The organism is Catellatospora sp. KI3 (genome assembly GCF_029948125.1).
In the GTDB taxonomy this organism is placed as follows: Bacteria; Actinomycetota; Actinomycetes; order Mycobacteriales; family Micromonosporaceae; genus Catellatospora.
In genome coordinates this window covers 131,249-143,599 of the sequence record NZ_JASAMB010000003.1, presented here as the reverse complement: position 1 = coordinate 143,599, position 12,351 = coordinate 131,249, and the positions used below count along the sequence as shown (strand labels likewise).

Here is a 12,351-nt window from a genome sequence, read left to right as displayed (position 1 = left end):
CCTCTGATGCTTCGCAGATCACTGAGGGCAGCGCTGGTCACCGCGCTCGCGGGCGCCGCGGTGCTGTTCGCGGCCTCCCCCGCCGCGGCCGCGCCGGTCTACAAGCTGCCCTTCCCGTGCGGGCAGGTCTGGAACGGCAACACCCGAACCGACCACAACCCACTGGAGGCCATCGACCTCACCCGCGCGGGCGGCGACGGATCGCCCGTCTACGCCAGCGCCCCCGGCACTGTCGACCTGGTCAAGGACAACGGCACCGCCGGGTACGGCAAGCACGTGCGCATCCTGCACCTCACCGGCCACCAGACGCTCTACGCCCACCTCAAGCAGTACGTCGTCGCTCAGGGTGCGGTCGTCGGCTACGGCACCCTCATCGGCTACGTCGGCAGCACCGGCGACTCCACCGGCCCGCACCTGCACTACGAGCAGCGGCTCAACGGGGCCATCGTGAAGGCCAAGTTCGACGGCGTCCAGGCCAGCTACTACGGCAACGCCTCCTACACCAGCACCAACGCCTGCCAGGGCGCGAACACCGGCGCCGGCTGGATCGACACGTCCAGCGGGGCGGCACAGCCGATGTACTCGGGTCCGGGCAGTACGTTCAGCCTGCAGGGCACGATCGCCGACGGCGCGTACATCACGATCTACTGCCAGATCACCGGGCAGTCGGTCACCGGCAAGTACGGCACCAGCACGGTCTGGAACCGCATCGGGCCCTCGCGGTTCGTGCCCGACACCAACAGCCTCACCGGTTACCCGGGCTTCATCCCCAGCGTCCCGCGCTGCTGACACCGGTCCGGGGTGTGCTGCGGGCCGGCACACCCCGGGCCTCACGTCGACGCCAGCCACCAGCCGAGGCTCGCCCGGTCCGGATGACCGGCGGGCAGGCCGTGGTGCAGTTCGGCAAGATCGGCGTGTCGGGCCGAGGTGAGCAGCGCATCGGTCTCGCCCCGGGTCAGCGACAGCACCCGGGCGATGCGCACCAGCGGCCGCCAGTCGCGGGGCCTGCGCACCGTGCCGTCCCGCCAGTTGTCGATGGCCGTGCGCGGCACACCGGTCAGCTTGCTCAGCGTCTTCGCGCCGATCCCCGCCCGGCGCATGAATCCGTCCAGCCGCCCCGCCAGCGCGACGGGCAGGTCCGCCACCGGGGCGTTCCCGCTCAGCCGCCGGGCGGCGTCGCGTACCGCCGGATGCCCCAGGTCCTCCAGGATCGCCAGCGCGCGCCGCCACGATCCGGCCGCGCCCGCGTGGTCGCCGCCGACGTGGCGCGTGTCGCCCTCGTGCAGCAGCACCTCGGCCTCCTCGTACCGGTTGCCGATCTCCTGGAAAAGCAGCGCCGCCTGCCGGTAGTGCGTCGCGGCACGGTCAAGGTCGCGGCGATGGTGGTGGATGTAGCCGAGGCTGTGGTGCACGTGCGCGAGCGCGTGCCGGTTGCCCGAGCCACTGAGCTGCTCGAACGCCCGCTGGCTGTAGGCCAGCGCGGGACCGTGCTCCCCCAGCCGCGCGTGCAGCCAGCCGATCATGTTGCGGGTTCGGGCTTCGGTCATCGTGTCGCCCAATTCCTGCGACAGCGGCAGCGCCGCCAGCACGTGCTCCAGCGCCTGCCGGTACAGCCCCTGGCTCTCGTAGACGTTGGCCAGACCACGATGGCACCACGCCTGCCTGGCCTTGTCGCCGCTGTCGGTGAACAGCCGCAGCGCCTCCCGCAGATGCTCGTACGCCTCGGCGTGGCGGCGCATCTTGTTCAGCGCCATCCCTCGGCTGCAGTATCCGTGCGCCTCGGCGTCGCGGTCGCCGAGGCTGCGGGCCGCGGCCACGGCGATCTGCTGCGTGGCGGCCCAGTCCTGCCAGCGACCGCGCAGGTCGAAGAAGTTCTCCAGGGTCCACGCCAGCTGCCGGGCCTGCGCCGGCAGGCCGTGCTCGGCAGCCCAGCCGACGCACGCGACCAGCACACTGCGCTCGGCGGTGAACCATGCCAACGCCGATGCGACCTCAGCCGGTCCGTCGACCGTGACCCCGGGGTCCGGCGCTCCCACGGCGATCGGCTGCCGGAACGGCTGCAACAGCCGGTCGGCCCGGTAGGCGGTGTGCAGATAGTGCTGCACCATCCGCAGGTCCGCGCCGTCGTCGGGCAGAGCGCCGGCCAGTTCGCGAGCGAAGTCGCGCAGCAGGTCGTGCATCGCGAAGCGGCCCGGCGCGGGTTCGGTGAGCAGGTTCGCCTGGCCCAGTTGGAGCAGCAACGTACGGGTCTCGCGGACAGGCAACCCCGCCAGACTCGCCGCCGCGGCGATGCCCAGGTCCGGGCCAGGGTGCAGGCCGAGCAGACGGAACAGCGTGGCCGCGGCCGGCCGCAGTGCCCGGTAGGACCACGAGAACACCGCGCGAAGGTCGGTGCCCCGGTAGGCGTCCAGGCCCCACTGGGCCTCGCGCAGCTCGTCGGCCAGGGCCCGCAACGTGAAGTCGGGCCGGGCTGCGGCATGGGCGGCGACCGTCGCCAGTGCCAGCGGCAGCCGCGCACACCGCGAGATGATCTCCTCAGCCGCGTCCGGTTCGGCCTCGACCCGGGCCGCGCCCAACCGGGCCGTCAGCATGGCGTGCGCATCGGGTCCGGACGGCAGGTCCAGGTTGACCGGGCTCGCCCCATTCGCGACGACCAGCCCGGTGAGCTGGTCGCGGCTGGTGACCAGCGTCAGACAGCCAGGACTGCCGACCAGCAGCGGCTGCACCTGCTCGGCGTCGCGGGCGTTGTCGAGCAGGATCAGCACTCGGCGCTGGGCCAGCAGGCTGCGCAGCATCCCGGCCTGCGCGTCAAGGCCCTCGGGCAGCCGCGGCACGGCCAGCGCATCGAGCAGGCTGTGCACCGCCTCCTCCGGCCGCATCGGCTCGTTGGCCGGGTCGTACCCCCGCAGGTTGAGGTAGAGCTGCCCGTCGGGGAACCGGTCGGCGACCCGGTGCGCCCAGTGCACGGCCAGCGCCGTCTTGCCGACCCCCGCGGTCCCGGCCACCACCGCGATCGCCCCGTCCCCCGCGGTCAGCAGCCCGTCGAGGGCCGACAGCTGCGCCGCGCGGCCGCAGAACGCGGGGATCCGTGCCGGGAGCTGGCGCGGCAGCGGCTGGTCTGGCTCGTCACCGGGTCCGCAGCGCTGCGCCGCCAGCGCAAGCTGCGCGGCCAGCCGCTGCCGCTCGGGGTGCCGGTCGACGGCCTCGGCCAGCAGCGCCCGCACCTGCTCGGGCCGCCCGCGCCGCAGCTCCGCGTCAGCTAGCAGCTCCAGGGCGTCGAGCCGCCGGTCCTGCAGCCGTCGCCGCGCCTCGCCGGCGTACGCTGCGGCGACGTCGGCCAGCGGCTCCCCGCGCCACAGGTCCAGCCCGTCACGCACCAGGCGGGCCGTCTCGGCCGGGTCGTCGGCTGCCCGCGCCAGCCGCAGGCACCGCTCAAAGGCGTCGGCGTCGAGTTTCTCGGCGGACAGCTGATAGCCGCCGGGCCGCGTCGCGACGGTGCCGTCCGCCCCGGCCGCGCGCAGGTGCCGCCGCAACGCGGACATGCCCGCGTGGATCTGGGAGCGCGCGGTAGCGGGCGCCCGCAGTCCCCACACCGCCCCGACCAGCTCATCGGTGGTGATCAGGCGACCGCGGTGCAGCAGCAGATATGCCAGCAGCGCCCGGTGTCTCGGGTGGCGAAGGAGGACAGGACCTTCATCGGCGAGGATCTCCAACGGCCCCAGAATGCCGAACCGCAATGCGCCGTCCTTCCTTCGCGAGCAGGTAGTATATGCACGATGACAAATGTCCGGCAACGACCGCCGGTCGCTCGCCGGGCATCCGGCCAGGAGCTTGATCCGCACATCCGCCCCGTCGGCAGGGTGCCGTCGACGGCACCGGAGCTGCCGGTCGTGCGCCTGGCCGCGGCCGGAGCCACGAACCCGACCTCGCCGCGCACCCGCTGCTGAGCTCGCGGCAGGCAGGCGTCGGTGCGGGTCGTCCGCACAGCTCTACCTGCGCCAGGCCACCGACGGCGTCACCGACAACACCCACCAGTGCCCGCCTGGCCGCGTTGATTCAGGGACCTCTTCTGCGGTGGCATATCACCGGCTCGAACACCGCTTCTTAGCAGCGTACAGAGCGGCGTCTGCGGCGTGGAGGGCTCGCTGCGGTTCGCGAGTGAGCGGCGCCCAGCCCATCGTCGCGGACACCGGTGTGCCCGGCACCATCGACATCCAGTCTTCGTCGGCGATCATGTCACCGATGCGTTGGCCGATGCGTTCGGCTTCGGCTGGGATAGTACCGGGCAGGATGAGCGCGAATTCGTCCCCGCCGTAGCGGGCGACCATGTCGCCGTGCCGGACAGCGCGGGCCGGCACCCCGGCGATGCGTTGCAGAACAAGGTCTCCGGAGTGGTGGCCGTGCGTGTCGTTGACCGCCTTGAAGCCGTCCACGTCCAGTACACCGACAACCGCTGTGCCGTCACGATCTGCCAGCGATGCGGCGGCGTGCTCTCCGGTCCCGGCCAGCGCTAGCGAGCGCAGCCGCAGGGGTTCGGCCACGCCGAGGGCGTCGATGGCGTCCGGGCGTCGTCCAGCAGGGTGAGCGCTTTGTCGGGCTGCCGGTCGGCGAGTGCGTCACACACGTCGGCCAGGACGTTGACCTGTTCCAGGATGACGTCGACGTGGGAGTCGACGGTCAGGTCGAGATCGACCCGGCGGCCCAGAGCCATGAGGCGTTTGGCGGCGTAGCGCAGCGGCACCCTGCATGACGGACAGGTCGTCGCAGTAGCGCCGGCAGTTGGTGATCAGGGACTCCAGGCCGTTGACGCAGCCCGCCGTGTCGCCGTGCTGGTCGAGATGGACCGCGGCGCCGACGCGGGTGATGATGCAGGTCCCGATCCACATCGCCCACCCGACCAGCGAAGTTACGTCGGGGCCGCTAGCGTCCGTGCCACGCCGGGACAGCTGGCGGCTGACGATCACTGTCTCGGGCCGGAAGCTCCGCCCGCCGCCGACTTTCCGACCCCGCACGGCGATCTTTGGGCTTTGGGGTCACGATGATCACCCGCTCGGGACGGATAGTGGGGGTCCGGGTTAGGTACGTGGTGCTGTGACTACACATCACGACTTCGATCGCACGCGGGTCGGGTCGGGTCGGGTCGGGTCGGGTCGGCGCGAACATCCCGGTAATCGGTCGCGGCGCGGCCGGATTGGCGTGAACATCGAGTGGTTCGGTCGGGGCGCGGGCGAGTCGGTGCGGCAAGAACGTAAACGCCGCTTGGGGTCGAATAGTCGGTTCTGGTCCACGATCAGCGTGACAACGCAACCCAACCGCGATCTTGGAACCACTCACCGCCGATGATCGTCGCTCGCGGTCAGAATCCACAGCTCACGGCGAGCTTTCCACACCGGACGTCGATCAACCGCTTGCAGAACCGCGCAGGTCGGCTGCGGCGTGCCATCGGCGCAGCGGCGTGCCGCCGGTACCGAGCATGTGCTCGGTACCGGCGGCACGCCGCTGTCGTTCAAGGCGGGCGGAAGCAGCCCCGGTCAGGACGTGATCACCGCGTCTTTCGCGAGTGCGGCGGTACGCTCCTGGACCAAGGCGCGTAGCTGGTCGGTGTCGGTTTTGACGGCGGTGGCGTCGGCTCCGGCGACGTTGGCCAACGTCGCCGCGATCTGATCGAGGGCCTTCTCGGCGGCCTTGTCGGCGTAGATCTTCTGGTACAGCTGCCGGTAGGCGTCCTCGTATGCCTTCTTGAACGCCTCGGACGCCAGGAACCGCTCCTTGAGCTTGTTGCCGCCCAGCCCGCCGAAGCCGCCTCGTCCCCCGCCGCCGGGCCGCATGCCCTCCGGCAGCTGCACGCCGTCGGGGAGCTGCATCCCCTCGGGAGGTTGGAAGTCGCCGCCGGGGAAGCCGCCCCGGCCGCCGCCCATGGTGGTGGAGTCGTGCGGGCCGGTGGTGGCGCTGCCGCTGAAGGTGAGGTTGTGGTCCCAGCCGATGACCTGGAACCGCTCGGTGTCCAGGTTGTACCAGAGGTAGTAGTTCCTGCCCGGCCCGGCCATGTCGTCGAAGTTCAGCAGCAGGTTCTGCAGCGCGGTGTACGAGGCGAACGAGCCGATGTCGACGTGGTCGGCCAGATGGGCGTCGAAGTCGGCGTCGGAGGCCTCGTTCACCCACTTCACGAGGTCGATCACCGGCTTGAGGTCGTGGCTGCCCTTGTCGTTGATCTGCTTGAAGTCGTCCTCGTACTCGGTCGGGTCCTCGCCCTGGTAGGTGAACTGGCTGGTGGCCAGCGACTTGTAGAGCACACCGTTGCCGAGACCGTCGGCGAAGTCCTCATCGGGGTGCTCCACCAGCAGCCGCGCCTTGGCCGGCGCCCCGTTGACCCGGAACCCGGCGTACGTGTACCGCTGCGTGGGCTGCCCCGCCGCGGCGAGCACGGACAGCGAGACGGCCTCGTTGACCACGGTGCTGCCGCCGCCCATGCCCGCGACCCGCACGGCGATCTCGCTGCGGCCCTGGTAGCGGCGGCCGTCGACGAACTCGTCGAAGCTCATCAGCCACGGCAGCTCCTCGGGTCTGCTGCTGTCCAGGCTGGTACGGCCGAACCCGCCGCCCATCATCCCGCCACCGGGCCGGCCCTGCCCGCCGCCGCCCGCGGGCTGCGGCATGCCGCCGTCGCCGTCCCGGTCCCCGAACATCGACCTCGCCTGGCCGTTGTGGGTGACCCCGGACAGGGTCGAGTTGCCCTTGAGCCGGATGCCGACGTCGCGCAGCAGCGTGCCGTCGACGGTCGCGTCGGCGCGCAGGTACTCCTTGTCCCCCGACTCCATGTACTCGTCGAACATGCGCTGGTAGTCGGCCTCGTCGTAGGTGAGGGTGACCGTGTGGGCGACGGAGGGGTCGAACAGGTCGACGGTGCCCGCCACGTCGATGACCACCTCGTCGTGCTTGGCCGCTGCCTGGCTGGTCACGATCGGGGCCACCCGGACGTTGCCCGCGAGCACGACCAGTGCCACGACCACGGCCGCGCAGGTGGCCAGCAGCTTCCAGTGGTGGCGCACCCGCACCGGGACGCGGTGCCTGAGCCGGCTCGCCGGTGCCCGCGAGCCGGGCTGGAGGTCGGCCGCCATCACAGGTCCGTCTGGTCGTACCCGGTGAGGACGGTGACCCGCTGACCGGCCGTCACCTGCCCGAGGGCGGTGACCAGGTCGCCGGGCTCGCTGCCCTTGCGCAGCCGGACCGTGTACATCAGCTCGGTGAGGGCGCCGCCCCGGATCGACTCCATGCTGACCAGCTCGAACTCGGTGGTGTGCACGATGAGCACGTCGGAGACGGTGGCGGTGTGGTTGCCGTCGGCCGGCACCTGGACCTTGACGACCTGGCGCTGCACCGACAGGCGGAACCAGCTGAACCGGAACATCACGAAGATGACCAGGCAGATCGCGGCGGTGGCGATCACGGCGAGGCTGTAGAAGCGGGTGCCGACGGCCATGCCGACGCCCATGACCAGGAAGATGAAGCCGACGTCGCGGGTTTCCTTGATCGCGTTGCGGAACCGCACCACCGACAAGGCGCCGACCAGCGCGAACGCGCGGGCGATGTTGGAGCCGACCACCAGCATGATCAGTGACACGAGCATGCCGAGGATGACCAGGGTCTGCACGTAGGACTGGCTGTAGGACACGTTGCGGTGGGTGGCCCGGTACACCCAGCCGATGATCGCGCTGAGCAGGAACGCCAGCGCCATCGCCATGACGATGTCGGTGACGCTGAACGTGCCGGTGAGGTCTTGCAGGTCGAAGTTCATCAGATCAGGCCTTCACGGTCGGTGCCGCCACTGCGGCTTCGTGCGTGGTGGGGGTGGTGAGCTGCGGCTCGGCGTCGTGGTCGGGGATGTGGAAGATCGAGCGCGGCGCCCGGCCGAACGCCTCGACGCTCTGGCAGTACTTCGACACCCGCACCACCGACAGGTCGGCGCGGGCCGCGAGGTCGGTCAGCCAGTACGGGACGCGGTCGTTGGCCTTGACCTCCAGCACCGACATCGACGCCGGGATGATCAGCCGGTTCTGCGCGTCGGCACCGAGGTCGAACTCGCGGTCCCGGCCGCGTACCCGGTGGTCGAGGGTGACCCGCAGCCCCAGGTCGGCGTCGCGGCCCACATAGGCTTCGCGCTGGTAGCCGGTCATCGCCACCGGCCGCAGGTCCAGGCCCTGGACCAGGCCGAGGACCTCCTGGACGAAGGCGGTCTGACCAGGTTCGTGACGGACCAGCTGCCGGCCGTCGCACAGCAGCCTGGCATCGGCGTACGGCATGCCGACGCGGCGCTTCTGGGTGACCCGGTTGACCCGCTGCTTGATCTCGACGTAGACGGTGGTGTCGTCGGCGATCGTGAAGCGGTCGCCGTAGTGCCGCACCCGCAGCTTGCGGCGGAACCGCAGCCCTTCCACCTTCTCCCAGTAGAAGCGCAGCAGCCGGGTGTCGTAGTAGACGCTCCACACGCCGTAGCCGCCCTCGGGGCAGTAGCTGTCGAGATCGAGGCGGGCGCGCAGCTCGTCGCGGATCGCCGCCAGCCGCGAGGCGTGCACCAAGTACTTGATCTCGTACCGGTTGAAGGCGTGCAGCGGGCTCGGGGCACGCAGCGCGTGACCGCCGCGGTCGTCGGCTGCTCGCGCGGTCGGCTGCGGGACCGCCCCGCCGCCTCGGTCGGGCCCGCCCGGCTTGGGACGCGGACGCAGTCGCATGCGGATACCATTTCTCTCGCCCCGCGGCTCGGCATCGCCGAGGTGAACGAAGACCGAGCCACGGGTGACCTACGGGTGAACGCGGTCAGCGTGGCGGGGCATCCTCGGAGCGGCTTCGGAGAAGGCTGAGAGCCGCCTAAGAAATGGGCGTATCACCGGAAACGGCACGGACGTGCGGGCCCGACCGCCTGGGCGGCCGGACCCGCACGCGGGTCACAGGGTGTAGAGGATCTTCACGCCGTTCAGGACCAGGACGTTGACCCGGCTGCCGCCGATGCCGGTGGGCAGGTTCCGCCAGGCGTTGGCGCTGTGCGCCTCGTGGATGACACCGCCGGCCACCGAGTAGATGTACTTGACGCCGCCGAGGGTCATCGCCGACAGCGTCGAGCCGCTGACCCCGCTGATGCCGGTCCACAGGTTCTGCCAGCCCGCGTTGCTCGCCGCCTCGAAGACCTGCCCGCCGTTGACGGTGTAGATGAGTTTGACGCCGTTCAGGGCGGTCACGGCGACGGCCGAGGCGGGGATGTTGGTGGGCAGGTTGCGCCACGCGTTGGCGCTGTGCGCCTCGTGCACGATGCCGTTGACGATCGTGTAGATGTACTTGACGCCGCCCAGGCTGAGCACCGACAGCGCGGTATTGCTGACCCCGCTGATCCCGGTCGGCAGGTTGCGCCAGCCGTTGGCGCTGTTGGCCTCGTACACGACACCGCCCGCGATGGTGTAGATGTACTTGACGCCCTCATGGCTCATCGCCGCGATCGCGCCGCCGTCGACGCCGCCGATCCCGGTCCACAGGTTCTTCCAGCCGTTGTTGCTGGCCGCCTCGAACACCTGCCCGCCGCGCACGGTGTAGACGTACTTCACGCCGCCGGCGGAGAAGCTCGCGACCGCGCTGCCGCTGACCGGTCCCGCGCTGCCGCTGACCGGCAGCGGCCGCCAGGCCGCGTTGCTGGCCGCCTCGAACACCTGCGCCGAGCCGCTCCACCAGCTCGTCTGCTTCAACGCCCCGGCCCAGCTGAAGCTGAAGTGGATGTGGTTCATGTGGCAGTCGCTGGGGTCGCCGCTGCAGGCATAGGTCTGCCAGCCCGCGTACGGATTGGACGCGTACCAGATCTGGCGGTTCCAGATGATGTACATCAGACCCAGCCGGCGGGCGTTGGCGTTGGTGTTGCCGTAGCGGTCGGTGGTCAGCAGCCAGTTCAGGATGTCGTTGGCGACCGCCCGCTGGCCGGTGTTGTAGTAGTCCAGCGAGTAGTCGAGGGCGCGGCCCTCCTTGTGCTCGCTCTGCCCGCCGTCGTTGCAGGCGCGCCCGATGCCGCTGTTGTGCCAGCCGTAGGCGGCGTTCAGGATGTCGCGGAAGCCGGCGACGCCGGGCTTCTCGCTGGCGTCGCAGGTGCGCTGCCCGTCGTAGGCGGCGTAGCCGTCGATGGACGGGCCGAAGTCCGGCGTCGCGGGCGCCGCCGACGCGGCCGAGGGCACGGCGACGACGGCGAGCAAGGCGGCGACCAGCGCCGCGGTGAGGGATTTCCGCACAGCTGACACTCCTCATGTCGTGGTACGACCGGTGAAGTCCGGCTGCGGATGCTACGTCCAGGGACATACAACCCGCGTACAACGGCGGCGCGTCCCGGCCAGCGGCAGGGCGCGGGCGGGTCAGCGCAGCCGGGTGACGGTGACCGGGATCAGGCCCTGGTCCCGGGCTTCGGCGCGGAGCCGGCGCAGCAGCGGCTCGGTGTGCGCGGGCGCGCGGTCGACCCGGTCCACGGCCAGGTCGACGGCCCATCCGGCGTCCAGGCGGCGCAGCGTCCAGGACACCAGCTGGCCGTCCACCGTCCAGCGGGTGCGTCCGGCGACCCCGTGCGCGGCGTCGCCGGCACGGTCGAACGGCGGCATCCGCCAGCCGCCGCGCAGCTGCGCGAGCCCGTGCTCGGTGAGCTCGCCCGCGAGCAGCAGCCGGTAGCCGAGCTGGCCGGCGGTGGCCTGCGCCGGCACCAGCCCGGTCGGGGCGGGCAGTTCCAGCCGGTCGAGGAAGTGGCGGCGCAGCTGCGGCTCGGCGGGTAGTTCGGCGCCGCTCAGTGTCCGGTATGCCGCCTGGGCGACCGCCCGGCCCACGGGCAGCACCTTGGCGCGCAGGCGCGCGTCCTCGCGCAGGGTGCGGCTGAACGCGGCCGCCGTCCACCAGCTGCCTCCGGCCCTGGTCCAGCCCGCGCTGTCCAGGCCTGAGGTGGTGCCGTCAGGCCGCAGCACGAACTCCTCGACGACCAGGCCCTCCGGCGCCAGGCCGCGCGCGACCGCGCCGCTGCTCGGGAAGACCAGGTAGTAGTCAAGCTGCTCGGCGACTTCGACTGCGACTGGGTTTCCGGGCCGGCTCACGTCTTCGATGATGTGCCGCGCCGGTGCGGCAGCCGTGCTGACATGCCGCCGACGAACTGTCGCATTTCGATCCTTGACAGTCACCCGGTATGCGCGTTGCCTGACCGCCTGCCTGCCCGGTCATCGGCTCCCGGTCTGGCGCGGTTCGCCGAGGGGGAAGCCGACCGACGTGTCCGCGAAAGGGTTGTGGTCGCGTGCCGCTCCTACCTGGACTTCGGTCGAGCGTGGTAGAACCCCCCGCTGACGCGGGTCGCCGGACCGGCGACCCGCCACCCCGGTCACGGCACGAGTACCAGCCGGCCGCGCAGGCCGCCCGCCGCCAGCCGCTGGTGCGCCCGCGCCACCTCCTCCAGCGGCAGCTCGTCGGCGACGCGCAGGGTGAGCCGCCCGGCGTCGACGAGCCCCGCCAGCTCCGCCAGCCGCGCCCCGTCGGCGTACACCTCCTGCACGACCACCCGGGTGCCCCGCAGCGCCGGTGGCGCGTACGGCGCGACCAGGGCGACGAAGACGCCGCCGCCGCGCAGGGCCTCGTGCGCGGTGATGCCGAGGGTCGCGGCGTCGATGACCGCGTCCACTCCCCCGGGCACCAGCCGCCGGGCGTCGGCGGCGAGGTGCTCGGTGCGGGGCAGGAACCAGGTGGCGCCGAAGCCTCGTACCAGCTGCTCGTCCTCGGCGTCGGCCAGGGCCAGCGTGCGGATGCCGCGCAGCGCGGCCAGCTCCAGGACCAGCCCGCCCACGCCCCCGGCGGCGCCGGTGACCAGCAGCGTCCGGCCCGGTTCCAGCCCGGCCAGGGCCAGTGCCCGGTCGGCGGTCAGCCCGATCAGCGGCAGGGTCGCCGCCTGCGCCAGGGTGACCGTGGCCGGCGCCGGAGCCAGGGCGTCCTCGTCGAGCACGACGTACTCGGCCTGGGCGCCAGGCGCCGACAGCAGGTCGCGCAGGCCGATGACGGCGTCACCGACCGCGAACCGGGCGGCGCCGGCGCCGAGGGCGTCGACCTGACCGGCGACGTCCCAGCCGAGCCACGCCTGCGGCGCCGGGGCCAGCAGGCCCGCCTGGGTGAGCGCGCCGTTGCGGGTGGACAGGTCGATGCGGTTGACCGAGGCGGCGGCGACCCGGACGCGCACCTGTCGCGGGCCGGGCTCGGGCTGCGGGACGTCGGCGATCTCCAGGACTTCGGGGCCGCCGAACCGGCGGACGATCACGGTTCTCATGTCAGGAACGCTAGGCGTAGCACTCTCTTTCGGTAAGT

General features: G+C 71.6%; 10 protein-coding genes and 1 pseudogene. 2 read left to right on the top strand and 9 right to left on the bottom strand.

Annotation, left to right across the window (positions count from 1 at the left end):
- Positions 1-6: 6 nt before the first annotated feature.
- Complete coding sequence (locus tag QEZ54_RS07205) at positions 7-789, top strand: peptidoglycan DD-metalloendopeptidase family protein (RefSeq protein ID WP_281303689.1); 783 nt, start codon at positions 7-9, stop codon at positions 787-789.
- A 41-nt stretch (positions 790-830) separates the two neighbouring features.
- Here QEZ54_RS07205 and QEZ54_RS07200 read toward each other — a convergent pair whose 3' ends face one another.
- Complete coding sequence (locus QEZ54_RS07200; RefSeq protein ID WP_281303688.1) at positions 831-3,737, bottom strand: tetratricopeptide repeat protein; 2,907 nt, start codon at positions 3,735-3,737, stop codon at positions 831-833.
- 39 nt (positions 3,738-3,776) lie between these two features.
- Between QEZ54_RS07200 and QEZ54_RS07195 the strand changes: the two genes are divergently transcribed.
- On the top strand, positions 3,777-3,947 hold the full coding sequence (locus tag QEZ54_RS07195) for a hypothetical protein (protein ID WP_281303687.1): 171 nt from the start codon (positions 3,777-3,779) through the stop codon (positions 3,945-3,947).
- Positions 3,948-4,082: 135 nt separating this feature from the next.
- Here the strand turns inward: QEZ54_RS07195 and QEZ54_RS07190 are convergent.
- From QEZ54_RS07190 to QEZ54_RS07155, 8 genes and pseudogenes are all read right to left on the bottom strand, one after another.
- A pseudogene (locus tag QEZ54_RS07190) lies at positions 4,083-4,553 on the bottom strand (GGDEF domain-containing protein); the annotation flags it as partial.
- Positions 4,511-4,741 carry a hypothetical protein gene (locus QEZ54_RS07185; RefSeq protein ID WP_281303685.1) on the bottom strand — a complete coding sequence of 77 codons (231 nt, stop codon included), beginning with the start codon at positions 4,739-4,741 and terminating at the stop codon, positions 4,511-4,513. The gene QEZ54_RS07185 and the pseudogene QEZ54_RS07190, both read right to left, overlap by 43 nt.
- 790 nt (positions 4,742-5,531) lie before the next feature.
- On the bottom strand, positions 5,532-7,118 hold the full coding sequence (locus tag QEZ54_RS07180; RefSeq protein WP_281303684.1) for a CotH kinase family protein: 1,587 nt from the start codon (positions 7,116-7,118) through the stop codon (positions 5,532-5,534).
- A complete protein-coding gene (locus QEZ54_RS07175; protein ID WP_281303683.1) occupies positions 7,118-7,795 on the bottom strand; it encodes a DUF4956 domain-containing protein in 678 nt (225 codons plus the stop codon). The genes QEZ54_RS07180 and QEZ54_RS07175 overlap by 1 nt, the downstream gene beginning before the upstream one ends.
- A gap of 4 nt (positions 7,796-7,799) precedes the next feature.
- Positions 7,800-8,729, bottom strand: a complete 930-nt coding sequence (locus QEZ54_RS07170; protein WP_281303682.1) for a polyphosphate polymerase domain-containing protein — start codon at positions 8,727-8,729, stop codon at positions 7,800-7,802.
- Between the two features lie 213 nt (positions 8,730-8,942).
- Positions 8,943-10,262 carry a hypothetical protein gene (locus tag QEZ54_RS07165; protein ID WP_281303681.1) on the bottom strand — a complete coding sequence of 440 codons (1,320 nt, stop codon included), beginning with the start codon at positions 10,260-10,262 and terminating at the stop codon, positions 8,943-8,945.
- Between the two features lie 120 nt (positions 10,263-10,382).
- Positions 10,383-11,102 carry a hypothetical protein gene (locus QEZ54_RS07160; protein WP_281303680.1) on the bottom strand — a complete coding sequence of 240 codons (720 nt, stop codon included), beginning with the start codon at positions 11,100-11,102 and terminating at the stop codon, positions 10,383-10,385.
- Positions 11,103-11,380: 278 nt separating this feature from the next.
- On the bottom strand, positions 11,381-12,313 hold the full coding sequence (locus tag QEZ54_RS07155) for an NADP-dependent oxidoreductase (RefSeq protein WP_281303679.1): 933 nt from the start codon (positions 12,311-12,313) through the stop codon (positions 11,381-11,383).
- Between the last annotated feature and the right edge of the window lie 38 nt (positions 12,314-12,351).

What these genes read in the sequence shown, in the direction of transcription:
- QEZ54_RS07205 (WP_281303689.1), top strand. Translation starts at nt 7, where the DNA reads ATGCTTCGCAGATCACTGAGGGCAGCGCTGGTCACCGCGCTCGCGGGC.
- QEZ54_RS07195 (WP_281303687.1), top strand. Translation starts at nt 3,777, where the DNA reads ATGACAAATGTCCGGCAACGACCGCCGGTCGCTCGCCGGGCATCCGGC.
- QEZ54_RS07180 (WP_281303684.1), bottom strand. Translation starts at nt 7,118, where the DNA reads ATGGCGGCCGACCTCCAGCCCGGCTCGCGGGCACCGGCGAGCCGGCTC.
- QEZ54_RS07175 (WP_281303683.1), bottom strand. Translation starts at nt 7,795, where the DNA reads ATGAACTTCGACCTGCAAGACCTCACCGGCACGTTCAGCGTCACCGAC.
- QEZ54_RS07170 (WP_281303682.1), bottom strand. Translation starts at nt 8,729, where the DNA reads ATGCGACTGCGTCCGCGTCCCAAGCCGGGCGGGCCCGACCGAGGCGGC.
- QEZ54_RS07155 (WP_281303679.1), bottom strand. Translation starts at nt 12,313, where the DNA reads ATGAGAACCGTGATCGTCCGCCGGTTCGGCGGCCCCGAAGTCCTGGAG.